This is a genomic window from Bacillus sp. YH3-2-B2 (assembly GCF_053663335.1).
On sequence record NZ_JBSJQE010000003.1, the window covers coordinates 464,159 to 487,867 of the forward strand.

The 23,709-nt window shown below is 45.1% G+C and carries 28 protein-coding genes and 1 tRNA gene; 8 read left to right on the plus strand and 21 right to left on the minus strand.

Features of this window, described 5'->3' with window-relative positions; genetic code table 11:
* Positions 1 to 162: 162 nt before the first annotated feature.
* Positions 163 to 1,113 (minus strand): magnesium transporter CorA family protein, encoded by a 951-nt coding sequence (locus tag ACWJJX_RS12405; RefSeq protein WP_071391609.1) that lies wholly within the window; start codon positions 1,111 to 1,113, stop codon positions 163 to 165.
* Between the two features lie 145 nt (positions 1,114 to 1,258).
* Between ACWJJX_RS12405 and ACWJJX_RS12410 the strand changes: the two genes are divergently transcribed.
* Positions 1,259 to 2,560 (plus strand): hemolysin family protein, encoded by a 1,302-nt coding sequence (locus tag ACWJJX_RS12410; RefSeq protein WP_070082114.1) that lies wholly within the window; start codon positions 1,259 to 1,261, stop codon positions 2,558 to 2,560.
* A gap of 37 nt (positions 2,561 to 2,597) precedes the next feature.
* On the opposite strand, the gene ACWJJX_RS12415 is transcribed toward ACWJJX_RS12410, so the two are convergent.
* Complete coding sequence (locus tag ACWJJX_RS12415; RefSeq protein WP_454023007.1) at positions 2,598 to 3,428, minus strand: STAS domain-containing protein; 831 nt, start codon at positions 3,426 to 3,428, stop codon at positions 2,598 to 2,600.
* 71 nt (positions 3,429 to 3,499) lie between these two features.
* On the opposite strand from ACWJJX_RS12415, the gene ACWJJX_RS12420 reads away from it, so the two are divergent.
* Positions 3,500 to 3,570: transfer RNA gene (locus ACWJJX_RS12420), tRNA-Gln, on the plus strand.
* A gap of 63 nt (positions 3,571 to 3,633) precedes the next feature.
* Here the strand turns inward: ACWJJX_RS12420 and ACWJJX_RS12425 are convergent.
* On the minus strand, positions 3,634 to 4,014 hold the full coding sequence (locus tag ACWJJX_RS12425; protein WP_003153079.1) for a Spx/MgsR family RNA polymerase-binding regulatory protein: 381 nt from the start codon (positions 4,012 to 4,014) through the stop codon (positions 3,634 to 3,636).
* Positions 4,015 to 4,250: 236 nt separating this feature from the next.
* On the opposite strand from ACWJJX_RS12425, the gene ACWJJX_RS12430 reads away from it, so the two are divergent.
* Positions 4,251 to 4,496, plus strand: coding sequence for a DUF2626 domain-containing protein (locus tag ACWJJX_RS12430; protein ID WP_003153078.1), 246 nt, complete (start codon positions 4,251 to 4,253; stop codon positions 4,494 to 4,496).
* A 39-nt stretch (positions 4,497 to 4,535) separates the two neighbouring features.
* Here ACWJJX_RS12430 and ACWJJX_RS12435 read toward each other — a convergent pair whose 3' ends face one another.
* Positions 4,536 to 5,174 carry an MBL fold metallo-hydrolase gene (locus tag ACWJJX_RS12435; protein WP_003153077.1) on the minus strand — a complete coding sequence of 213 codons (639 nt, stop codon included), beginning with the start codon at positions 5,172 to 5,174 and terminating at the stop codon, positions 4,536 to 4,538.
* 154 nt (positions 5,175 to 5,328) lie between these two features.
* Here ACWJJX_RS12435 and ACWJJX_RS12440 point away from each other — a divergent pair, with 154 nt between their 5' ends.
* On the plus strand, positions 5,329 to 5,502 hold the full coding sequence (locus ACWJJX_RS12440) for a DUF2759 domain-containing protein (RefSeq protein ID WP_003153076.1): 174 nt from the start codon (positions 5,329 to 5,331) through the stop codon (positions 5,500 to 5,502).
* Positions 5,503 to 5,534: 32 nt separating this feature from the next.
* Here the strand turns inward: ACWJJX_RS12440 and ACWJJX_RS12445 are convergent, their stop codons facing one another.
* The 5 genes from ACWJJX_RS12445 to ACWJJX_RS12465 all read right to left on the minus strand — a co-directional run bounded on the left by ACWJJX_RS12445 (position 5,535) and on the right by ACWJJX_RS12465 (position 9,381).
* Entirely contained in the window at positions 5,535 to 5,849 is a 315-nt protein-coding gene (locus tag ACWJJX_RS12445; protein WP_003153073.1) for an MTH1187 family thiamine-binding protein, read from the minus strand.
* Between the two features lie 5 nt (positions 5,850 to 5,854).
* Positions 5,855 to 6,892: a YqgU-like beta propeller domain-containing protein gene (locus ACWJJX_RS12450; RefSeq protein ID WP_039254477.1), complete on the minus strand. Its 1,038-nt coding sequence runs from the start codon at positions 6,890 to 6,892 to the stop codon at positions 5,855 to 5,857.
* A gap of 71 nt (positions 6,893 to 6,963) precedes the next feature.
* Positions 6,964 to 8,091 carry a M14 family metallopeptidase gene (locus ACWJJX_RS12455; RefSeq protein ID WP_071182126.1) on the minus strand — a complete coding sequence of 376 codons (1,128 nt, stop codon included), beginning with the start codon at positions 8,089 to 8,091 and terminating at the stop codon, positions 6,964 to 6,966.
* A gap of 82 nt (positions 8,092 to 8,173) precedes the next feature.
* Entirely contained in the window at positions 8,174 to 9,136 is a 963-nt protein-coding gene (gene glcK, locus ACWJJX_RS12460) for a glucose kinase GlcK (RefSeq protein ID WP_069013544.1), read from the minus strand.
* A gap of 35 nt (positions 9,137 to 9,171) precedes the next feature.
* Complete coding sequence (locus ACWJJX_RS12465; RefSeq protein WP_025852938.1) at positions 9,172 to 9,381, minus strand: YqgQ family protein; 210 nt, start codon at positions 9,379 to 9,381, stop codon at positions 9,172 to 9,174.
* A 197-nt stretch (positions 9,382 to 9,578) separates the two neighbouring features.
* On the opposite strand from ACWJJX_RS12465, the gene nhaC reads away from it, so the two are divergent.
* Positions 9,579 to 10,943: a Na+/H+ antiporter NhaC gene (nhaC, locus tag ACWJJX_RS12470; RefSeq protein ID WP_128574835.1), complete on the plus strand. Its 1,365-nt coding sequence runs from the start codon at positions 9,579 to 9,581 to the stop codon at positions 10,941 to 10,943.
* 76 nt (positions 10,944 to 11,019) lie between these two features.
* On the opposite strand, the gene ACWJJX_RS12475 is transcribed toward nhaC, so the two are convergent.
* The 3 genes from ACWJJX_RS12475 to rpmG form a co-directional block, all read right to left on the minus strand.
* Positions 11,020 to 11,193, minus strand: coding sequence for a hypothetical protein (locus ACWJJX_RS12475; RefSeq protein WP_003153061.1), 174 nt, complete (start codon positions 11,191 to 11,193; stop codon positions 11,020 to 11,022).
* A 70-nt stretch (positions 11,194 to 11,263) separates the two neighbouring features.
* The gene (locus tag ACWJJX_RS12480; protein WP_129091554.1) at positions 11,264 to 11,818 is read right to left on the minus strand and encodes a 5-formyltetrahydrofolate cyclo-ligase; all 555 of its coding nucleotides are present in this window, start codon (positions 11,816 to 11,818) and stop codon (positions 11,264 to 11,266) included.
* A 78-nt stretch (positions 11,819 to 11,896) separates the two neighbouring features.
* Positions 11,897 to 12,046, minus strand: a complete 150-nt coding sequence (rpmG, locus tag ACWJJX_RS12485) for a 50S ribosomal protein L33 (protein ID WP_003153056.1) — start codon at positions 12,044 to 12,046, stop codon at positions 11,897 to 11,899.
* 347 nt (positions 12,047 to 12,393) lie between these two features.
* Here rpmG and ACWJJX_RS12490 point away from each other — a divergent pair, with 347 nt between their 5' ends.
* Both ACWJJX_RS12490 and ACWJJX_RS12495 read left to right on the plus strand, forming a co-directional pair.
* Positions 12,394 to 12,747, plus strand: a complete 354-nt coding sequence (locus ACWJJX_RS12490; protein ID WP_003153047.1) for a hypothetical protein — start codon at positions 12,394 to 12,396, stop codon at positions 12,745 to 12,747.
* On the plus strand, positions 12,744 to 13,208 hold the full coding sequence (locus ACWJJX_RS12495) for an endolytic transglycosylase MltG (RefSeq protein WP_003153042.1): 465 nt from the start codon (positions 12,744 to 12,746) through the stop codon (positions 13,206 to 13,208). The genes ACWJJX_RS12490 and ACWJJX_RS12495 overlap by 4 nt, the downstream gene beginning before the upstream one ends.
* A gap of 98 nt (positions 13,209 to 13,306) precedes the next feature.
* Here the strand turns inward: ACWJJX_RS12495 and pstB (ACWJJX_RS12500) are convergent, their stop codons facing one another.
* From pstB (ACWJJX_RS12500) to ACWJJX_RS12540, 9 genes are all read right to left on the minus strand, one after another.
* Positions 13,307 to 14,089, minus strand: coding sequence for a phosphate ABC transporter ATP-binding protein PstB (pstB, locus tag ACWJJX_RS12500; protein WP_003153040.1), 783 nt, complete (start codon positions 14,087 to 14,089; stop codon positions 13,307 to 13,309).
* An 11-nt stretch (positions 14,090 to 14,100) separates the two neighbouring features.
* The gene (gene pstB, locus ACWJJX_RS12505) at positions 14,101 to 14,907 is read right to left on the minus strand and encodes a phosphate ABC transporter ATP-binding protein PstB (RefSeq protein ID WP_003153038.1); all 807 of its coding nucleotides are present in this window, start codon (positions 14,905 to 14,907) and stop codon (positions 14,101 to 14,103) included.
* A gap of 18 nt (positions 14,908 to 14,925) precedes the next feature.
* Complete coding sequence (pstA, locus tag ACWJJX_RS12510; protein ID WP_003153036.1) at positions 14,926 to 15,810, minus strand: phosphate ABC transporter permease PstA; 885 nt, start codon at positions 15,808 to 15,810, stop codon at positions 14,926 to 14,928.
* Complete coding sequence (gene pstC / locus ACWJJX_RS12515; RefSeq protein ID WP_213403485.1) at positions 15,810 to 16,739, minus strand: phosphate ABC transporter permease subunit PstC; 930 nt, start codon at positions 16,737 to 16,739, stop codon at positions 15,810 to 15,812. Before pstC ends, pstA begins: the two co-directional genes overlap by 1 nt.
* 48 nt (positions 16,740 to 16,787) lie before the next feature.
* Complete coding sequence (locus tag ACWJJX_RS12520; protein WP_454023008.1) at positions 16,788 to 17,690, minus strand: phosphate ABC transporter substrate-binding protein; 903 nt, start codon at positions 17,688 to 17,690, stop codon at positions 16,788 to 16,790.
* A 155-nt stretch (positions 17,691 to 17,845) separates the two neighbouring features.
* A complete protein-coding gene (pbpA, locus tag ACWJJX_RS12525) occupies positions 17,846 to 19,993 on the minus strand; it encodes a penicillin-binding protein 2A (protein ID WP_014305428.1) in 2,148 nt (715 codons plus the stop codon).
* Between the two features lie 101 nt (positions 19,994 to 20,094).
* Positions 20,095 to 21,384, minus strand: a complete 1,290-nt coding sequence (locus ACWJJX_RS12530) for an MFS transporter (RefSeq protein ID WP_014305429.1) — start codon at positions 21,382 to 21,384, stop codon at positions 20,095 to 20,097.
* A gap of 117 nt (positions 21,385 to 21,501) precedes the next feature.
* Positions 21,502 to 22,107 (minus strand): superoxide dismutase SodA, encoded by a 606-nt coding sequence (gene sodA / locus ACWJJX_RS12535; protein WP_003153025.1) that lies wholly within the window; start codon positions 22,105 to 22,107, stop codon positions 21,502 to 21,504.
* 166 nt (positions 22,108 to 22,273) lie between these two features.
* Positions 22,274 to 22,756, minus strand: coding sequence for a DUF456 domain-containing protein (locus tag ACWJJX_RS12540; protein ID WP_017418157.1), 483 nt, complete (start codon positions 22,754 to 22,756; stop codon positions 22,274 to 22,276).
* Positions 22,757 to 22,914: 158 nt separating this feature from the next.
* On the opposite strand from ACWJJX_RS12540, the gene ACWJJX_RS12545 reads away from it, so the two are divergent.
* A complete protein-coding gene (locus tag ACWJJX_RS12545) occupies positions 22,915 to 23,679 on the plus strand; it encodes a DUF1189 domain-containing protein (protein WP_102421888.1) in 765 nt (254 codons plus the stop codon).
* The last annotated feature ends 30 nt before the right edge of the window (positions 23,680 to 23,709 follow it).

Consider the following 23,709-nt stretch of genomic DNA (forward strand, 5'->3'; position numbering starts at 1 on the left):
AATCAGATACACAAAAGCCGGCAAAGGAGAGATTATGCGTTTTACACTGTGTAAAACGCAAAAAAATAAAAAATAAGCCCCCTGACTTTGATTTACTGAATGAAATCCGGAACCATTCGGCCATTTTCAGCCATCAAAAAAGCAGGCGTATGCCTGCTCTTCTTAGCGTTTCTTTTCTTTCCGCAAATATTTTTTTTGATGCTCCCTCAAAATGTCCCCTGTCCAGCCTTTCTGCCGCAGATAAATATAAATCAGCAGGGTTGATACAATAATGAGCACGATGGAACAGATATACGCATATTTCCAATGAAGCTCCGGCATGTTATCAAAGTTCATCCCCCAGAGAGCTCCAAGCGCGGTCATCGGTGTAAAGAGAGTTGTAAAGATCGTCAAGGCTTTCACAATTTCATTTCCTCTTTGGGAGGTAATGACTTCCTCGGCGTGCAGCAGATTGCTCAGTTCCTGATCAAACTCATTGATATATGTAATCCCTCTTTCCATCTTATGATGAGCCCTGAGGTAATCTTTCTGCCTGTCATTTTTCGGGAGAAACGCTTCTTTTAAAGCCATTTCCACTTTTTTAGCTCCCAGTGTAAGACCTTTCCAAATGAACAGCTCATGGCGCAGTTTATGCACATTTTCCAAGATTCCTTTGCTGTTGTCATCATGAATCTGCCATTTCAGCGTCCGCTGCTTGACTTCAAATTCATCCAGTCCGATCAGATAGGAATTCATCAGCTCTCCCAGCAGAACAAAAAAGCCTTCAATCGGATTTTCACAGGTTTGAATCTGCTGTGTGGCATGCTTTTCTTTTACACCGCGCAGCAGCGAAAAATCAAAATTAATCGTAAAAAAGAAGTCTCTCGTAATATAAAAGTGAAATACGGTATGGTTTTTTTCATCATCTAATCCTTGATGATAGATTAAAGATCCGAAAACCGCTTCATTATTCTGATCATTTGTATCTGAGCGCAGAAAGTTTATATGATTTTCATGTTCAAACCACTTTTCGCATTGCGGCCAGTGATTGTGATGGATCATTTTTTTCGCTTCCGCTTTTTCATGCGGACCGAGCTGGTACCACAGCCAGTCCGCTCCCGAATGTACCTTCATCTCTTGTCATCCTCCAGTATCGCTTTCTTGTTTTATTACCGTAAATGAAGCAGGCTAAACCAGGTTCGATGTTTGAGCAGCTTTCTACAGTGGTATTATTCCGAAAAAAGGGAGGTGCAAGCCTTCCTTCGCGGAAGGCGTTACATTGTATATCATCAAACTATCTGCCATCGTACTATTTATTTTATTAACGGCGTGTTTTGTCGCCATAGAGTTTTCAATTGTTAAAGCAAGGCGCTCCCGCATTAATCAGCTCATTGAGGAAGATGTAAAAGGAGCAAAAGCAGCCAAGCATGTCATTACACACCTCGATGAATATTTATCGGCGTGCCAATTGGGCATCACCGTCACCGCTTTGGGGATCGGCTGGCTGGGTGAACCGACAGTCAAAGCAATGCTTCAGCCGTTATTTTTAAAAACCGGAGTTCACGAAGCGGTTGCCCAAGTACTGTCATTGATCATCGCCTTTCTGCTGGTTACATATGTGAATGTCGTCATCGGCGAACTCGCCCCGAAAAGTTTTGCTATCCAAAAAGCCGAGCGGATTACACTTTTGTCTGCCAGACCGATGATTTTGTTTTATAAGTTAATGTTTCCGTTCATCTGGCTGCTCAATCATTCCGCCCGCCTGATTACAGCCATGTTCGGCTTGAAGCCTGCTTCCGAACATGAAATGGCTTATACGGAAGAGGAATTGCGGGTGCTCCTTGCCGAAAGCTATCGAAGCGGCATGATCAAAAAAAGCGAGCTGCATTACGTAAATAACATTTTTACATTTGATAAGCGCACTGCCAAAGAAATTATGGTGCCCCGGAATGAAATGGTGAGCCTGCCGTTAGACAGCGGATCGGGACATATGCTCCGGGACATTATCAAAACAAATAAATATACCCGGTATCCCGTCGTAAAAGGAGATAAAGATCATGTAGTCGGCATCATCAATATTAAAGAAGTTTTATTCAGATTCCTGTCAGAAGGAGGGGCGTTTACAAAACACGAACTCAGCCCTTACATCCAGCCGGCGATCCACGTGATTGAGACGATTCCGATTTATCAATTGTTCGTTAAAATGCAGCGGGAACACGCCCATATGGCCATTCTCATTGATGAGTACGGCGGAACCGCGGGATTAGTAACGGCGGAAGATATCATTGAAGAGATCGTCGGCGAAATCCGCGACGAATTTGATACGGACGAAACACCTTCCGTTCAAAAGCTTGGGAAGAACCGCTATCTCCTGAACGCCAAATTGCTGATCAGTGACGTCAATGATTTACTCGGAACAGAGATTACGGCTGATCAAGTCGATACACTGGGGGGCTGGTTTCTTACTCAGCATATTGACGCGAAGCCCGGGAGCACCATTGATTTTGAAGGCTACACATTTACGGTAAAAGAAATCGACAGCCATCATATCATGACGATTGAAGCTGACAAAGCTGAATAGCTGAGGGAGAAATCCTCCCCGGCCATTCAGCTTTTTATCATCTTAATGATTCTTTTACGATAAATCCGTTTTTTGCCAGCGCCTTCGCCAGACTCTGCTCTGTTTTCACCTGAGAAAAATCGATGCCGAGCTTCACGACGGTCTGCGCGATTTCCGGCCTGATGCCTGAGATTGTCGTTTCTATGCCAAGAAGTTTTGTGCTGTCAATCACTTTGAAAATCTGATAAGCGACCATCGTATCCACAATCGGCACTCCTGATATATCTAAAAATAAATAAGAAAGACGGAGTGAAGAACATTGGTCAAGCACCGATTCCAAAATCATTTTTGCCCGGTAGGTATCAATTTCGCCGACGAGCGGCAAAATTCCAATACCGTCGGCAATCGGCATAATCGGCGCGCTTAGTTCGTTAATCATTTCCTTTTGGGCGTTTAATTGTGTAACCGTCACTTTATAATATTCCTCTGTAAATACTTCAATCATATGGTCAATTGCTTTGTTCAGCTTCTCTCCCCAATGGAATACCGCATTCGCCCCGGGCTTCTCAGACATCGTTTCACAGCATGTCTGTATGCGGTTCCAGAGCAATCTCCGGAATTCTTTAAAGCTCGTGACGCTTTCATAGACCGGTACTTCATGGACGGCCCGGTCCCTTGCGAACTGAAGCGCCCACTTTGTCAGCTCCTCTTCCCCGCCGTCTTTTTCCGATAAAATGCCGGCAACGATTTCAATTAACAGACGGTGCTGCATTTCCGCTTTCTGATCATCTGAAGGCCGCCCCGATTTTGGTATGAGCAGCCACTGGCGTGTGATTTCACCTGATTCTTCAATTAAGGTTCGAGATAATGTTTCATTCAAATGTTTCACGGGTCTCCTCCATTCAAATTACTTTGTATGTATAAATCGGCGCCGGACGCACATACTGTAATTACATCCGATGGGCTATAGCCAAGCGGTAAGGCAATGGACTTTGACTCCGTGATCGTTGGTTCGAATCCAGCTAGCCCAGTCCCGCAACCGCAAAAAACGAAGATTAGCTGATAAATTTGATCAGCGGATCTTCGTTTTTCTCTTATGATACAGATTGATGTACCGTTTTTTTCTTCGTCAGCTTCATCAGTTCTCCCGGATTGTATCCGATAACGAGCTTATTGCGATCGATCAGAATCGGACGCCGCAGCAGTTTCGGCTTCTCAGTCAAAAGCTTCAGCACTTCATTTACAGTCATTTCTTCAATGTTCAGGTTGAGGTTTTTAAATGTTTGGCTTCTCGTCGCCAATATTTCATCAATTCCTTCGGTCGTTAATGATAAGATCTGCTTCAATTCATCAATTGTCGGTGTCTCCCTGAATAGATGGCGCTCTTGAAAGTCAACATTGTGGGCTTTTAGCCAATGTTTCGTTTTTCGGCATGATGTGCAGCTCGGGTATGAATAAAAAATAAGTTCTTTCATTTTTAAAAATTCCTCCCTCGGATAATCCGTCTCTTTGTTAACATAAGTACCCTGAACTTTTTTTCCCTAAACGTATTTCAAAAAGATTTTTCGGATCTTTTTTAGAGAGCGGCATAAGATATAAAACACAGGGAAAGACATAAATTCCACAATAAATATAATCATGAAAATGTTTACATTTTGAGTGCCGATCTATTATAATAAACTTCAGATAGACTCTCGGGAGGGGATAAGGAATGAATCGCATGTTCCGGGTGTTAGGATTTTGGACGGGGATATTTGCAGTCATGTTTTTTCTAGGGGGCATGAAAGACGCTTCTCTTTTGTTTTTTGGACAGACGATCTTTTTCGTATTTCTTTCTTATTTGAATCTGACTGAGCGGATGTATATTTATATTTTTGGAGCTTACTTAACCGTATTTTTCGCCGGATTTACATATTACTCTATTTTTATTATGACACCGGGCGGCGGAACCCATTGAACAGAAAAAGACAGACCGATTATGGTCTGTCTTTTTCATTTACAGTGAAAAACCATTGATAAACGGGTTTCGCTCCTGCTCTGTCTGGATGTCCGTTTCCGGCCCGTGCCCGCTTAATACAAGTGTATGTCCGGGAAGCGTGAGCAGTTTTTGATGAATGGAATCAAGCAATACGTCCTGACTTCCGCCGTGTAAATCAGTTCGGCCGATGCCTCCCTGAAAGAGCACATCACCTGAAATCACCAGATCCGCGTCCTTCACATAATAAGAAACGCTTCCCGGTGAATGTCCCGGCGTAAACAATGTCTCCAAATGGAAAGGCCCGATGTCCAAAATGCCGTCGCCTTCGATGAGCCGTTCGGCGGGCCGTGCCGTTACGGCAATGCCCCGCAATATGCCTGATCCGTTTAAGGAAGAGTCCTCCAGCCACTTTTCTTCATTTTTGTGAAGATAGACGGGAACATCCCATCTGTCTCTTACTTCGTCAAGTGCGCCGATATGGTCAAAATGGGCGTGCGTCAGTAAGATGGCCAGCGGCTTCAGATTGTTTTCTTTTATGTAATTGTTGATTTTGTCCGCTTCCCCGCCCGGATCAAAAATAAGACAGGACTGATCCTCACTGACAAGAAAATACGCGTTTGCCTGAATCGGACCGGCCGGCATTCGTCTCCATTTCACTTTCATCACCTCTTTATGTATATGCCCTTATTATGAAGGTTTTCTGCGGAAGATTCAATGAATGCGGATGGGAAAACGCTATCGACAAACAAAATGAAAACGGTTAAAATAAAATGGAAAGATTTTCAGGTTCCAATGACAAAGGAGGAGCATGATGTTACTTGTTGTAATCTTCGGCCTTGTCGCATTATTAGCTGTATTAGGAGTCCTGCGGGCTGTCAGACAGAGAAATATCCTGGGATTTTTGTTAGCCGCCGCCACGCTGGGCGTGTTTGGCTGGTTTACCGTAATGACCGTTGTAACCAGCGGCTATCCGACTGCACATTAAAAGCCTGTATCCAATGGATACAGGCTTATTTTTTATTGCTGCAAATGTTTGCTGACACTTTTGATTTTGCTCTCCAGCGTCGTTTCTTTATCACGTCTGTCATCAATGCGGATATTTGTCGCCACTCTGTGCAGCCCTTTTTGAAACGGGGCTTCGTGAATGTCCTGAATGACTGCGAATAAGTCGCTCAGCTCACCTTCAATCAACGTGTTCATCGGCGTGAGCTGAAATTTGATTTTGCCGGCAGCTTTGTAACCCTCCAAAATGTTTTGCACATCCGCTACATACTCACTGACGCTCGGTGTTTTTGTTCCGATCGGAATGATTGTGACATCTGCAATTGCCATTTGGTTCAAACTCCTTTTTCATTTGTTATGATTGGTTCTGTCATGCCTGTTTTCAGTGAAATCAGACGGTCATACGTAAAGCCGTATAAAGCGTATTCCCCGTTCGGAGAGATCTGAATCGGCTCCATTTCCGTGTTTTTGAGCACCGTCCGCTCCCGTTCGTCTCCTAAGTCAAAGCTGATCAGATTGTAAGAGCGGCCTTCAGGCTTAAATATGTAAAACCGCTTGTGTGTCTGATCGTAATCATATTCCATCGGCGCAAAGCTCTCATACTTTTTTTGGAGAGGAAAGCGGTGTGTCACGGATGCCGGCTTTTGGAAAAGGAACTCGCCGTCTCCGTCCGATTGATCCGTTTGTCTGACGGCAATCGTCATGCCCGGGCGGGAATCAGCCCAGATGACGTGATGAAGCACTCTTTTTTCTTTTTTCGTCTGCAAGTCATAAGAATATAAAGGACCCTCTTCCTCCGTTTTTCCTTGCTTGATATATTGGAATTCATCAGTGGAGGTCCAATGAACAAAAGGGGCCTGAACGGGACTCTTTTTTAAAATGCCGTTGTTCATATCGGCCGTATAGGCTGTGAAGTCCCATGTTTCAGTAAAAACGGTAATCATCATTTGATACGGGTCATACGGATTCCAAGCCGTCTCCAGCTCATAAGAGTTAAAGGCTTTGTGATAAAGTCTTTTCCCCTGCTTGTTCATAAGCACAAGCTCAGTCTGACCGCTGCTTGTCACCTGTACGAGAATCAGCTGTTTTTTCCGGCTGATCTTTACATTGACAATATTGCCCTTTGTTTCATAGAGCCGTTCGGATTTTCCGCTGAAAAGATCATATTTCATCAGCTGATGATGTGCTGTATACAGAATTGTTCTGTTATCCAGCCACCCTTCCGTTTTTTCCGCTTCCTTTTTACTGAGCGGAACGATTTTCTGTTCTGCCGATTTTGCCGAAACGCCTGTGTCTTGCTGCTGATGAGATGGTTCACAGGCCGCTAAACACAGAACGAATGCGGACAGCAGAACACAAACCAAGTATCTCATCAGCCTTCCCTCCATTCTTTCTATTGTCCCATATTTGTTTATGTAAACAAATGAGAAATTTCACAGATGTCTCAAAAAACAAGCGACCTCCACAAAATACCTTCCGTCGCTTGATAAATATCAGCAAACTGATGAAAAGGCAAAGGGTTTTTTCCCTTCCCGAGCTCAATGGTATAGCCCTCTTTTCCATACTGCTGTATAAACCAATCCCTAAAACCGGCATGGCTGTCAATGGTTTTAACGCCTTGATAGCGGTTTCCGCTTATCGCTTCAAACTCCCGAATCATCTGAGATGATTGCTCCGGTTCACATCCTTCGTATCCCCAGTAAATCTCTTCTCCCTGCGTATGAAGCGCGATCAGCCGGTCAGGCGGCTGTTCCGTTATCATCCGGTGCATTGCCTGCGCCTCCGGTTCAGTGAGCGGCGCCGTTCCCGGAAAATCACGGTATGAAGGGGCTTTCGGTTTGCGCCTTTGTTCAATATCCCAATTGGATGGGAAATGTTTATTTAAATCCACACCGTTTATATTCGCCTTCCATTCGCGGAAATCCGGGCGGTACTCATTTAATTCGTTGAGAAATTCATTTTTTTCTGATAAATCTTCACACCCGTAAAGCACGAGATCAACCCCGTCGGGATTTACGAGCGGAACGAATGACAATGATGTCCGGCTGAATATATCAAGCGCAGAGTGCCCGAAAACGGTTTTATTTTCGCATAATGCCGCGCAATATTCTTTACACCATTTAAGCGCGACCGAGGTGGTGATCCATTCATTGGCATGAAATGAGGCGTTTACATGGACTTTTCTTTCGGCCGTATCCGCACCTATTTTCAGCTCATAAAGCGGCTTTCCCAATACGGAACTGCCGATTTTACGGCATGTGACAAACGGAAAGACATCCGTTATTTTCTCAATTTCTTCATAAACCGATTGGGAGCCGTACACCTTTTCTTCCTTCACCCATTGATCAGCGGAAAGAACGCTTTCACAGTGCCGGATGTATCGCGAAAGCCCGCTCAGCGTCTCAAGCGGCGGACCCTCTGACTGCCCGCTCACGGCAAAGCCGGGACAAAATAATTCATCGCTTTCCGCCATTTTATCAGCGGCTTTCAACAGTTTTTCATCAATTGAAAGCACCTTTGCAATATCTTTCATATGCTGTTTCAATTCAGGTTTGACACGAATTCCCGCCATGTTCATCCCCCTTTTTTTAAAACTATATGACAGGGGAGATAAAAAAAGAAAGCTGCCCGCGATATGGGCAGGCAGACTTTCTTCAGCAGTTTTGATGTTTGAGCCATTCATTTTTGGCAATCCACGCCCCGCCGATGACTCCGGCGTCATTTCCAAGTGCCGCAATCGAAATATCGGCCGCTTCCGCAGAACGCGGGAACGCGGTGATTTTGAAGGTCTCTTCCACTTTTGACCGCAGGATTTCACCCGCTTTAGACACGCCTCCGCCGAGCACGATTTTCGTCGGATTCATGGCGCTTGCCAGATTTCCGAGCACGAGGCCTAAATGTTTTGCGACGTAATCAACGACTTCAAGCGCTGTCTTATCCTGCTGTTTAGCCGCTTCGAACACGTCACGTGCCGTCAGATCGCGCACTTGTAAGAGCAAAGAGTCGGAAACCGCTGCAAGCTTTTCTTTCGCGATGCGGACGATGCCGGTTGCGGACGCAATCGTTTCGATGCAGCCGGATTTTCCGCAATTGCACGGAGCTCCTCCTTCCGGAATACTGCAAATATGACCGATTTCTCCGCCGGCCCCGTTTTTACCGTGAACGATTTCTCCGTTGACGATGATGCCTCCGCCGACTCCGGTTCCGAGCGTCACTAAAATGACATCTTTGGCCCCGTCACCTGCACCCTTCCACATTTCTCCGAGCGCCGCGATATTGGCATCGTTTTCAATGACGGCCGGAATACCCGTTTCCGCCTCGAGATGGTCTTTCAGCGGATAGTTTTTCCACCCCATATTTGTCGTCTCATAGACCATTCCCGTCGCCATTTCCACGGGTCCGGGCGCTCCCATTCCGATCCATTTTACGATCCGTTTCGGCTTGTTCAGTTCTTCCAGCTTCTGATCAAGCGCTTTGGCGATCGTGACCGTAATTGTGTTTCCTGATTTATCGGTCGGAACTTCCCATTTATGCTGAATTTCACCGTACATGTTGATAAAGGCCAGCTTGATGGTTGTTCCGCCAAGATCAATCCCCGCAAACCATGTATCTTCCATAATAATCTCCTTTTCTTATTTAAAATCCTGCTGTGTTATCTGTCTTTGATCCGCTCCGATTCTCTCTGAAGAACTCCGGCGGCTTTTTGCCATAATTCTCTTTCAATCACGTTTGACAAGTACATTTCCTTTAATTCATCTTTCATAAAGTCAATTTCGGCTTGTCTGTCACCGAAATAAACGATATGTCCGAATGACTTAAACAGCTGCTGCACGTCATAAAATGAATTCATCTTCTTCACCATTTCTATTCTTCTTAGTATAAGCGTATTTCATCACTGATCCGGGCGTCAAGCAAAAAACGATTGGAGAAAATATCCTTGTATTATTTTCATAAATTGTATATTCACAATTGTAAAAAAACACTCATTTATGCGTTTTTCTGTTACAATACTTTCGTGCCCAAAAGCACAAAAGGATTAAAGTTTGATGGGGTGTTGTTTTGAAACAAGAAAAAAGGCTGACGTTCATCTCAGCCATCAGTTTATTTGTCTTGATGTTAGCAGTCATTATTTCCTGCCTGTTTTTCTTTCATACAGAGCCGCATATGCCGCTGTTCTTTTGCGTCATTATTCTGTCTCTGACAGGTTTATGGCTCGGTTTCTCGTGGGACAGTCTTGAAAAAGGAATTGTCAGCGGATTGAAAAACGGTGTGCAGCCGATTATCGTGCTGGCTTTGATCGGTGTGCTGATCGGCGCCTGGATGTACAGCGGCGCCATTCCCACCGTCACCGTTTACGCTCTGTCAATTATACAGCCGAGTCAGCTGCTTTTGACCGCATTATTTTCCTGCATGATTATCAGCACGCTTGTCGGCTCAAGTCTGACAACTGTCAGTACAATCGGCGTCGCGCTGTTAGGGGTAGCAAGCGCGGCGGGAGTTCCGCTCGAATGGACGGCGGGAGCAGTCATTTGCGGAGCTTGTTTCGGTGATAAAATGTCACCGATGTCCGACACGACGAATTTTGCCGCCGGAATCGGCGAAATTCCGATTTTTAAGCATATTCGCCATATGATGGGCACTACCGTTCCGGCACTGCTGATCACGATCGTTCTTTTTTATATTCTCGGTTCATCTGTTTCAATAAATGCCGCTTCAACGCAAAATATTGAGGCGGTCATTTCCGGAATAAAAGAGGCCGTGCACGTTACGCCTTGGTCGCTTCTTTCACCTCTGTTGGTGATCATTTTAGCTGTGAGACGGGTTTCCGTGATTCCGGTGCTTACCGCCGGTATTATTTCCGCAGGGCTTCTGACTGCTGTTTTTATTCCTGACAGCAGCATTCAAGGATTTATATCCGCCCTGCAAAGCGGGACGGCGTTTAAAACCGGCGACCAGGCTGTGGCCAGCATTATCAACAGAGGCGGGCTCCAATCGATGATGGGATCAGTCTCTCTGATCATGATCGCCTTTGCGCTCGGCGGCCTGATGGAAAAAACGGGCCTGATCGCGGCGCTGCTTCAAGGATTGATAAAAGGCGTGCATACGAAAGGACGTCTTGTCATGGCGACCGTCTTCTCAAGTATAGGCGTAAACCTTGCGACAGGTGAGCAGTATTTGTCGATCTTAATTCCGGGTCAATCTTATAAACCTTTATATGACAAGCTCAGCATTAAGCGGATTCACCTTGCGCGGTCGCTTGAGGACGGCGGAACATTGATCAACCCGCTGATTCCCTGGGGAGTAAGCGGCGCTTTTATGGCAAGCGCATTAGGGGTTTCCGTCATCGACTACCTGCCGTTTACCTTTTTCCTGTACATTTCTCCTATGATCTCAATTCTGCTCGGTTTCCTGAAAAAAAGCTGACAATACGAGAAAACCTGCCGTTTTTTACCGGCAGGTTTTCTTATGCAAAAAATCCCGCTGAAAAAACGGGATTTGTTTAAAATGCCTGCTGAATGAATTTGTTTCTGATAAACGGTATTTTTAAAAAGAAATGAATGAATGTCCGTCTGATCCCCGGCTGGCTGAGCACGCTGTTCATCAGACGGTAGCGGTTTTGGTAAACGGCTAAAACAGATACGGCGCATAATGAGTAGATCAACAATTTTTTCATCTTATCCCTCCTGCCCCTATCGTTTGTCAAACAGCGAGAATTATTCCGGTGCAAGAAGTTTTTTATGCGATTAAGCGATGGTTTCAGATTCAGTCACGATCATATCGACCGGAATATCGTGGGGCATGCGGGGAATGCGGTCTGTCAGCTGGCAGTCAAAGAGAAGCGACACGGTACGGCCTTTATAACCGGACAGGTACCGATCATAATATCCTCCGCCGTATCCGATTCTGAAGCCTTCCCGGTCAAAAGCCACGCCGGGCACAATCACAAGGTCAATGTCATTTTGGGCGGCTTTTTCCGTCAGACTCTCGATCGGTTCACTGAGGCCCGCATATACGGTTTCCAGCTGATCATACGCAGAAAATGTACGGAACTCCATTGCTCCCGTCTGCGGAAAGCATTTTGGGATACAGACTTGTTTTTTCTCTTGCCAGGCCTGTTCAATGATCGGCCGTGTCGGAATTTCCAGGCGTGTCGAGATAGTAACGGCGATCATGCGGGCCTGTTTCCATTCTTTTAAAGAAAACAGCGTTTCACGCATGCTGCGGCATTTTTTCTCCCATTCACTTTCTGTCATGTCAGAAAGCTTTGCTTTTATATCGGTTCTGATTTGTGCTTTCACGTTTCTCAAACCTCCCTGAAAGACAAAAAAGCCAGAACTTTATTGAAAGCTCCAGCTTTTTCCGCTGTGTTAAACAGCTTATTTTGTTTCACGGTGTAACGTAGATTTTTTATCACGTGGGCAATATTTTTTAAATTCAACGCGGTCCGGATTGTTGCGTTTGTTCTTTTTAGAAATATAGTTACGCTCACCACATTCAGTGCAAGCCAAAGTAATATTAACGCGCATTATTTTCCCTCCAAACTAAATATCATTTACTTATTCAGACTTATATATAATACCACTATAATGGACGGAATGCTAGAGCTGATTTACATGAAATGTTGTTTAAGTGCAGAAAACATCAGTTTACGCTTCTGATCCTCTGAATGAGCTTGCGTCAGAAGAAGGCAAAATATGACGAAACAGGACAAAAAAGGGCTTTCCGATACGAAATCTATAGAGAAATAACCGTTTGCTCCCCGAGTAAAAAAGATTTTCCGACAAAATTCCGTTTTTTTCTCTATTTCCTTTAGAATGGCGGCGTTTTATGGTATAAAAAAGAAGGGCAAATTAATAATAGAAGGTGATGAAACGTGGAAATTGCTATTATTGCGTTGTTTATCGTCAGTATAGCGCTTATTGCATTCTCATATTCTCAAAGAGATCCGATGAAAGACGTGGAACAGGAGCTAGAAACGCTTCAGCTTTCCGCCATGCAGGAAATTTACAAGTTGAAAAAGAAAATGACGGTGCTTGAAGAAGAATTGCTGGAAACCAACCTCGTGATCCGCAAAGCCAAAAGCAGCGGCATTAACCAAAAAATCGCCAAACAAATCATTTCAAAATATAACAACGGAATGTCTGCGGAAGCCATCGCAAAAGCGGAGCACGTGTCTGTCGAGGACGTCAATACCATTATTAAAGATAATGAGAAGGTGCTCGTATGACAAAACGGGGCATTCAGGCTTTTGCAGCAGGCATGATTTTAGCGACGGCCGTTCTCGCCGCTGTCTTCTATTTGACTGACCATGACCAGGCAGCCGCCGTTAAAACTGAAAAAACAGCATTGACAGAAAAAGAAGTAAACAGCTACCTCGACGATCAGCACAAAGTCTCCGTCAACCGCGATGACTATCAAAAACTGCTTGATTCTAAAGAAAAATCGTTAAACAACGACCAAAACACAGACGCCAAAAAGAAAAAAGTAACATACAAACTGACGATTAAAGACGGAATGAGCACTGCTGATGTGTCATCCATTCTTGAAAAAGAAGGGATTATTCCTTCAGCGAAAGACTTCAATGATTACGTCATTGACGCAGGCTACCACAAAGAAATCCGCGCCGGCCATTTCAAAGTCGACTCAGATATGAGCTTTAAAAAAATCGTCAAAACATTAACCCGCTAAAAAAGCTTGCAGGCATCGTCCATTCAGATGGATACGGCCGGCAGGCTTTTTTAATAGACATATAAAACGGACCCGGTTAATGGCCGGGCCCGTTTTTTTCATCCGAATTTTCCGGTGATATAATCATGTGTTTTTTGATGGTCCGGCTGAGAAAATATTTTGCCCGTATCGCCCCACTCCACCAGTTCGCCCATATAGAAAAACGCGGTTTGATCAGAGACCCTCGCAGCCTGCTGCATGTTATGAGTCACAATAACGATTGTATACTTTTCTTTCAATGTCAAAATCAGCTCTTCTATTTTCCGCGTGGACACGGGATCAAGAGCGGACGTCGGTTCATCCATCAGAAGGACGTCCGGTTTGGTGGCGAGCGCTCTTGCGATGCACAGCCGCTGCTGCTGACCGCCTGACAGTGAAAGCGCCTGTTGGTGAAGGCGATCCTTCACTTCATCCCAGAGCGCAGCTGCTTTTAAAGATTCCTCGGCGATTTCAAGCAGTTTCTTTTTATTTTTTTCGCCGTGAATTCTCGGACCGTACACGACATTCTCAAATATTGACTGGGGAAACGGATTGCCTTTTTGAAACACCATACCGATCTGTTTTCTTAATTCTGCCGCATCCGTCTTTTCCTTCAGCAGATTGCGCCCGTTATAGATCATGTCGCCTGTCACTTTGACATTCGGGGCCATTTGCAGCATTAAGTTTAATGTTTTAATAAAAGTGGATTTCCCGCAGCCGGACGGACCGATGATCGCAGTTACCTTCCGCTCCTCAAAACCGATCGTAATGTCTTTTAAAGCCTGATGGGCTCCGTACCATACGTTCATGCCGTGAATATCAAATAAATTCTGTGTGTGCACCGCTTCCTTCACAAGGCTCACAGTCCTTCCCCCTATCCGAACTTTCCGTTAATGTAGTCATCTGTCTTTTGCGCTTTAGGACTCGTGAAAATTTGTTCTGTCTGCCCGTATTCCACCACTTCCCCGTTTAAAAAGAAAGCCGTTCGGTCAGACACCCTCAGCGCCTGCTGCATGTTATGCGTAACGATAATAATCGAATAATCTTTTTTCAGTTCTGTCAAAAGCGTCTCGATTCTGGCGTTTGAAATAGGGTCCAGAGCTGAAGCCGGTTCATCTAAAAGAAGCACGGCAGGTTTCATCGCAAGCGTACGGGCGATACAAAGGCGCTGCTGCTGGCCGCCTGATAACGACAGAGCCGATGAATGAAGCCGGTCTTTGACTTCATCCCAAAGCGCCGCCTTCGTTAAGCTTTCCTCGACCGCCTCATCCAAAACGGCTTTTCTGCGTTCCCCCGCATACTTCAGCGCATGTGTGATGTTATTGTAAATGGATTTCGGGAACGGATTCGGTTTTTGAAACACCATACCGATCTCCCGTCTGAGAGACACGACATTAATCGCTTCACCCAAAATATTCAGCCCTTCATAAAGGATTTCTCCCTCACTTCTCGCCGAAGCAATGGCATCGTTCATTCTGTTAATCTGTCTCAAAAATGTTGATTTCCCGCAGCCGGACGGACCGATCAGAGCCGTCACCGCATGTTTTTCAATATTCATGTTTACATCTTTTACCGCTTGTTTGTCACCGTAATAAATTGATAAATGCTTCACTTCCAAAATCGAAGACTCCGGCAAACGCTTTGTCTGTTCCGCTTGTTCCCTGATGATGTGATCGATCATGTTTTCGCCTCTTTCCGATTAATTTGCCGTAAGCTTTTTATAAATGACAGACCCGAGCCATCTCGCAGAAAGGTTAAACAAGAGAACCGAAATCACCAGCACCGCCGAGCCGCCGTTTGCAATCGCTTCGGCGTCAGGGATGATTCCCTGCGTATTGACACTCCATATATGAACCGCCAGCGTCTCAGCCGGCCTGAAAATGTTGAAAGGAGATGATTCAGAAAATGGGTTCAAATCCGTAAAGTTCAGCCGCGGCGTTGTCAGCCCCGCTGTAAATAACAATGCGGCCGCTTCTCCGAATACTCTTCCTGATGCCAGAATGGCTCCGGTTAAAATTGAAGGAATCGCACTCGGAATCAGCACCGTTTTGACGGTATGCCATCTCGATACGCCTAAAGCAAGAGAAGCTTCTTTCAGCTCCTTAGGGACTGCAGTGAGCGCGCCTTCTGTCACCCGGACCATAACGGGAAGGTTAAAGACCGTTAATGCGAGCGCGCCCCCGATAATCGTGTAGCCCCATCCGGTCAGGTTTACAAACATCAGCATGCCGAACATCCCGATGACAATGGACGGAAGCGAAGACAGCACCTCAATACACGTTCTGATAAAATCGGTGATTTTATTTTGGGGCGCATATTCAGCCATAAAGACGCCGCCCCCCACACCAAGCGGTATCGTGATCAGCATGGTGATAAACAGAATGTAAAAGGAGTTAAAAAGCTGATCCCGTATTCCGCCGCCTGAGGCAATGGCGCTCGATTTTGACGTAAGAAAACGCAAGGAGATTTCAGAGACGCCGTGAATAAGAATGTACAAAAACAATCCTGCCAAAATCGCCGCGATTACAGCGGCGCATAACCCGAATACACCGGTGGCCAATTTATCCGTTATTTTCCGGTTCATTACACTTTCCTCCTAGATGACAAGTAGCGTATGAGCAATATAAACAGAAACGACATGATGAGAAGAACAAGCCCCATAGACCATAACGTATTATTTTCAATACTGCCGTATGTGGTATGGCCCATGTTTAACGTGATAATCGTCGTTAATGTTCCCGCCGTATCAAGCAGGCTTTCCGGCAGAAGCTTTGTATTTCCGATAACCATCTGTACGGCGAGTGCTTCTCCGAACGCTCTTGCCATCCCGAGCACGACAGCGGTCAGCAATGTCGGAAACGCCGCCGGGATAAGCACCTTTCTGATTGTCTGCCACCTCGTCGCACCAAGCGCATATGAACCGTCGCGAAGGTGTTTCGGAAGTGACGCAAGCGCATCAGCGGAAATCGATGTAACAGTCGGCAGAATCATTACCGAGAGTACGATCGTCCCCGCCAGAAGGCTGTGACCCGTTCCGCTTGATTTAAAAGAGCCGATAAACGGAACCAATACTGTAAGACCTATGAATCCATAAACGACGGACGGAATGCCGACAAGCAGCTCAATTACCGGCTGCAGCACCTTTTTTCCCCAAGTCGGCGCAATTTCCGTCATAAACACGGCACCCGCAATACCGAGGGGCGCTGCGATCAGAGCGGACAGAATCGTGACCGCAAATGATCCGAAAATAAAAGGCAGCGCGCCGAACTCAGGTTTTGCCTGGGTTGGATTCCAATTCTGACTTGTTAAGAACTCAATCGGGCTTACACCATTTACAAAAAAAGATTGCAGCCCCTTTATGCCGAGAAAAATTGTGATCGCCGCTGATGCCGCAATGATAATCGCGGCACACACAGACACAACCACCCTTCCGCGGACTTCATCCAATTGCCTGTTTTGTTTTGAGCTTATTAAGCGTTCGCTTACAGACTCTTTTTCTCTGTGATTTATCATTTGTTTACACTCCTATAAAGAAGAAGAGGCGGGGAGCCCGCCCTCCCCTCAGCTTTGCTTGCCGTTTGCGTCACGTGTGACTTTCATATCAGAGATCGGAATGTAGCCCTGATCTTTTACGATACTTTTCTGTACTTCATCGCTGTTCATATAGTCAAGAAACGTTTTTGTAAGGCCTGACGCTTCACCTTTCGTATAAGAGTGCTCGTAAGCCCAAATCGGATACTCGCCTGTGACGACGTTTTTCTCTTCCGGTTCGATGCCTCCGATCGATAAAGGCGTTACTTTGTCATCGTTTATATAAGAGAATGCCAGATAACCGATTGCTCCCGGCGTTTCCGCAATGATTTTTTTGACTGTATTGGAGGAATCCTCTGTAATGCCCTCTGCAGGCTCTGCTCCGTCAAGAGCATATTTGACGAACGTAGCGCGTGTTCCAGATGAATCAGGACGGTTCACGAGTGTAATTTTTTGATCTTTACCGCCAAGCTCTTTCCAGTTTTTAATTTTACCAGTAAAGACGTCTGTCAGCTGTTTTTTGGTTATATCCTTTACGCCCGCACCGGGGTTGACCGCAGCCGCCATCGCCACTACCGCTACTCGGTGGTCTTTTAGGGCTTTCGCATCAATGCCTTCTTTTTCTTCAGCGAAGACATCTGAGTTGCCGATTTGCACTGCCCCTTCAGACACTTGCGAAAGTCCTGTTCCTGAACCTCCCGCTTGCACCTGCACATCAGCATCCGGATGTTTTTCCATAAACTTTTCCGCCGCTGCCAGTACTAACGGCTGCATGGCTGATGAACCAGAAATGGTTAAAGAACCTGATGCTTTTTTATCCTCACTTGCAGATTGACTGTCTGTCTTGCCGCTTTCCTTTGCATTTCCGCATGCTGCAGCAACAATCATAACAGCAGCCATCAGAAGCATAAGCATCCATTTGTTTTTTTTCATTTCCTGAATTCCCCCTGCATTTAATGTGTAATTTGTCCTACACGTATAGAGTAAAGGGTTCTTGTAAAATGCGTATAAATCAAGTGTTAAGGTTTTGTAAATCCGGATGTTTTTTTGTATAAAAAAAACGCTCACAGGTTGTGAGCGTTTTTCTGTTAGTTGCTTGTATTGCCGTTTTCAGCGTCTTCCTGAATTTTATCTTCGTTTTTCTGCTTCGTATTATTATCTTCTTGTTTCTTTTTCAGCTCAAAGTATTTGTCCAGAGCTGCTCTTCCTATATCATTCGTAATCGAATATCGATCGCTGTAATTAATATAGGCCCAAGGAACGACTACAGAAATAGCCACTTCCGGATTATCAGCAGGTGCATACGCGACAAGAGTCGTATTATACGTTCCTTCACCCGTCTCTGATTTGTCAGGACCGTCATAGAAAGATTGCGCCGTACCCGTTTTACCGGCAGGACTGTATGTCGCCGTCGCAAAATCAGTTGCGGCTGTCCCTTTTGTCATGACACGTCTGAAACCTGCCTGCACTTCTTTAATGTCTGCATGATTCATATCAATCTTGTTCAGTACTTGAGGCTGAACAGACTCTACAACGGCTCCGATTCCTTTTTTCGAATCAGGCTGTCTGACCTCTTTTACAAGCTGAGGTTTCAAACGATAGCCTCCATTGGCGATCGTTGATACATACTGCGCCATTTGCAGCGGTGTAAACGTATCATACTGCCCGATGGCAAAGTCTAACAGAAGACCGGAAATTCGCTGTGTCCCTTGGTACCCGGTTGCTTCATTCGGAAGATCAATCCCCGTCTTAACTCCGAGTCCGAACTGATTGAAGTAGTATCTGAAAGTATCGAATGCCTTCATATCAAGCGGCAGGGACTGGCCTTTTTTGTACTCCCCTTTACCGACAGCAATCGCCGTTTTGAACATGAACACGTTTGATGATTCCTGAAGCGCTTTTTGGATATCTACGGGACCTAAATTCGTCCATGATTTTTTCGGGTTTTTACTTCCCTTGAAATACATAGGTTCATCCTGGAAAACGGTGTTCAAATTAATCGCGCCCGTCTGCAGTCCGGTCAACACCGTCGCTCCTTTGACCGCCGATCCCATTGCGTAGGAGGAAGTCATTGCGCCGAGGGCATAATCATTAATTTTGTACTTTCCATGATCATTCGTAATCTGTTTGCCGGCCATCGTCAGCACTTCTCCGTTTTTCGGGTTCATCATGACGACGAAGGCCCGATCAAGAAGCTTCGTGCTCGGTCTCGCTTTTGCCGATCTTAAATTTTTCTCAATGATTTTTTCAACGGATTTCTGCAGGTCCATATCAATGGATAATACAAGGTCTTTGCCGGCCTGTCCTTTTGAAATCACTTTGCTGCCCGTGACATTTCCGGATGAGTCGGTTAAGTTCTGCACTTTCTCTTTTTGACCCTGCAGCAGGCTTTCATATTGATATTCTAAATAGCTTTTTCCGACCCTGTCATTCCGGCTGTAGCCGAGTGACAGATAGTGATCCAGCAGATTGGAAGGAAGACCTTCGTTCGCACTGGATACACTGCCGAGCAATGTCCGGATCAGGCTTTTATAAGGATAAGACCGTTCCCAGTCAGACGTCACGTCAACTCCCGGCAGTTCATCTAAATGTTCGCTGACGACGGCCATTTCTTTTGCCGACACCCCTTCATTTTTGATGTATTGAGGCGTCAGTGAGTAGCCTGAATCCATCTGCCTTTTGATCGCAAGGATCTGCATATCTTTTGAAGTGAGCTCATTCAGCTGTTTGTCTGTGATACGTTTCAGCTGAAGCTGATATAAATCATCTTCAGACAGTTTTTTGTCTTCAGCTTTTTGCTTTTCTTCGGCCGTAATCAGTTTTTTCGCTTCATCAGGCCTCGTTAACATCCAATAGTCTTTTTTATCCCGCTCAGTCACCTTTTTGGTGCTTACCTTAATCATACCCGACAGTTTTTTTGCGATTTTTAAACGCTGCGCCTGGGTGGTTGAGGCTGAACGTGTATATGTAATCGCATTTAATGCTTTATTCGTTACGATGGGATTTAGGTTCCGGTCGTATATTTTCCCTCTCGGAACCGCCGTGCTGACATCAGACTCCTCCTGCTTATTAGCGGCGTTTTTATAATCATCACCCTGAACGATCTGCTTGATGCCAAGCTCGACGATAATCCAAGTGAAAATAAGAAACGCGGCCAAAAACAAAAAATTAAGCCGGATCGGCAGTGATTTTTTCTTTTCTTTGTTTACAGCTATTTTCTTTTTATTTCTCCTCATGACATCACCTTTTCTTATTTACAGAAAGAAATGACACCTTCTGTTCAGGTGTCATTTTTCATTCTAAAGGTTTTTTCGATATTTTTCTACAGATAACCCTTTTATCTTTCTCCTTTTATAAAATTCGGTTCCGCCGCCTGTTTTTGTCGGTCTTCTTCTACTGTTTCATCAGAAGTTTCCGTATCCAGTCTGATGTCTTTTATAAAGTAATAAATCAGCGGATGGCCGGCTCCGAGCAGCACGAGCGCCGCCGGTATTCCCACTTTTTCCTTGAATAATGTAACGATTACAAGGAAACAAAGGATGGAAACGATCCGGCCCGCATTTAAAAATAACTCCCTGAGCACAATGTATTCAATTCTGGCTTTTCTGGCAAGACGCGCCCGGCCTATCACATCATATGTAAGCGAGACATACGGCACGAGCAGAACTGGATAGCCGATCGCAATAAACACTCCGTACAAAAGGAGCGTCGTGAAGCTCATTTTAAAAATGATGAGAAACAGGGCGCCGTACAAGATCAATCCGCCGATAAGAATCGCCTTTTTCCGAGCTCTTTTTTTGATGAGCCTTGATGCAAAATAATAGGCAAAAAAAGAAACCGCGGAATTGACGAGACCGAATGTTCCGAGCGCCAGCTCACTGTTTGTCGCAATGAATACAAATACGCTGATTAAAAAAACAAAAATCCCTTCTCTCAAGCCTTGAAAAAAGTGCGCGTTGGTAATCCGGCGCCAATTCAGATTCGTGTGGCGCTCATCAAAAACTTTTTTCAGCATAAACCGGCCTTTCGACTCCCTTCGCTTCAGAAAAAAGCTCATGACCACGGCAAGGGCAAATAAGCCGAGCGACAGGCTGAAAATGATTGTATAACCCGTATTGTTTTCAAGTCTTGAAATAACATATCCGGCCACAATCGGACCGATCATGCCCGCCGATGAAGACAAAATGCCTAAAAACCCGTTAAAAAAATCTCTCGTTTCCGGTTCCGTAATTTCGAACGTCAGCACATTAAAAGCCAGCCAGTAAAAGCCGTATCCAACTCCGAGCACGGCCCCTATCAAAACGAGACGGGAAGCCGCAGTTTCTCCGGCAAGCAGCACACTTAAATAAAAAGCCGCCAAAAAGATAACGCCGAACCTGAGAATAAACACCCTGTCGATTTTTTTAGCCAGCCGGCCGGCCAGCAGAAAGGTAACCGGCTGCATCGTTACGACCGACAAATTGTATATGGCCAAATCAATAAATTTTCCCGACTGCTTCCACAAATACACGTTGACAAATGTATTTGACAGCGCGATGCCCAATGAGTAAAGGCCGCCAATCGTCAATAACAGCAGCAGCCCTTTATTTATTTCGATGTCGCCGATAATTTTTTTTATTTTGCTCATCATTGACTCCCCTTTACTACACATTAGTTTGTCTCACTCAAACTGAGATATGTAAAAGGATTCAAAGTCAATAAAAAAACAAGGCCTCCCGCGGGAGACCTTGTTTGATCGAACTATTTATTTTGCTTCGCTGTAAAGACGGGCAACTTCATCCCAGTTCACAACATTCCAGAAAGCTGAAATGTAATCAGGACGGCGGTTTTGGTAGTTCAGGTAGTACGCATGCTCCCAAACATCAAGACCGAGGACAGGCGTTTTACCCTCTGAAAGCGGTGAATCTTGGTTTGGCGTGCTTGTAATTTCAAGTTTGCCGTTGTTTACAACAAGCCAAGCCCAGCCTGAACCGAAACGGCCGGCAGCTGCTGCGGCGAATTTTTCTTTAAATTGATCGAAGCTTCCGAACGTGCTTTTGATCTCTTCAGCAAGCTCACCAGTCGGTTCGCCTCCGCCGTTCGGAGATAAAAGAGTCCAGAATAAAGAGTGGTTGGCATGTCCGCCGCCATTGTTGCGGACAGCTGTGCGGATGTCCTCCGGCACTGCGTTCAAATCAGCAACAAGCTCATCTACAGATTTCTCTGCAAGCGCTGATCCTTCGATCGCTTTATTGAGGTTTGTCACGTATGTGTTATGGTGCTTCGTATGATGAATCGTCATCGTTTCCTTATCGATATGAGGTTCTAAAGCATCATAAGCGTAAGGCAATTCTGGAAGTTTGTAAGCCATAATTTTTTTCCTCCTTTAAATATATGTACTGAAATGCCGCTTAACGCGAACTTTTCTAATCTCAATGTAACAAAAGAAAGCATGGTAATCAATGAAAAAGCTCACAATCCGGCGATTCCAGCAGACATATTACACTTTATCCGTTCACTGCCGAAATTAAACCTTTCTAAAGCACCGTCCATAAGAAATATCCGATCATAAAGAGCTGAATGACGCCTTTTGCCGCCACGCTTGTTAAAAAGCCGATTAACGAGCCGAGCCCCACTTTTGCCGCGGACTTGATATCCTTTTGATGAACAAACACCTCAGCGCAGACAGCACCGATAAACGGGCCTATTATAATGCCTGCCACAGGAATAACGAAGGGCCCGATCAACAATCCGATCGTGCTTCCCCAGATTGCCGCCCTGCTTCCTCCGTACCTTTTAACGCCAAGTAAATTTGACACATAATCAGCTGCAAATAAAACGGCCGCAAATACCGCCTCAATGAGCCAAAACAGGTAAGAATAAGGACTGAAGGAAAACAAAAATCCGTAGAGAAGAAAACCGGCCACAATAAAAATAACGCTTGGAATCACCGGATATACAAGCCCGATAAAAGCAATGACGAAGACCGCAATGATAATCAGCCAATACAAAACACTCATGACAAAAACACCCTCCTTTGTTTTGCGGGCGATCACCGCTTCCCGCTTTATCTTATTATGTATGATTCCTTATCACCGCTTTAAATACTCTCACTTGTGTTCATCCCCTGTGAACGATACAATAAGCAACATATACCAGTTTAGGCTAGGAAGTGAAGATGTTGAACATATTTACGGCTTTATTGAAAAGTACATACTCTCCGGCAGATATTGCAAAAACACGGTTTCAGGGGATAGGAAAAGCGATCCTTTATGTATTTTTGCTGTCTGTCCTTTTTACGCTGCCAAGCGCTTATTACCTTTGCTCCGGCACCGTAAACTCAATGAACGGTTTCAAAACCGTGTTAAAGAAAGATTTCCCTGATTTCAGCATTTCAAACGGAGAATTGCAGACGAAAGCATCCGCCTCTAAGGAAACGGAAGCGAACGGGTTCGTCATCGTGTTTGATCCCACAGATGCTTACGGCGCTAAACAAATAGCGGCGAAACAAAATGCGATCGGCATTTTGAAAAATAAAATGGTGCTTGCTGTAGACGGACAGGCGACAGAAATGAATTATTCGCTGATGCCTGCCGATATCACAAAAAAAGAAATCATATCAGCATTAAACCAAAATAAAACAATGATCGTCACCGTCCTGTCCGTTTTGCTGTTCATCATGACAGCGGCCGGCAAATTCATTGAAGTATCATTTCTCGCCGTCATCGGCCTGATATTGAAAAATGCGCAAAGAAAGACATTGAATTACCAGCAGCTCTGGAAGCTTTCGGCTTATTCCATTACACTTTCGACCATATTCTTTACGATCATGCGCGCGCTTGTTATTACGGTGCCGAGTGAATTTTTAGTGAATTGGTTTGTAAACTTTATCATCCTTTTCCTCGTCTTAAAAGAGATACCGCGAAATAAAACAGCTGTGTAACAAAGACTGCCCCCGGCGGTCTTCTTTTTT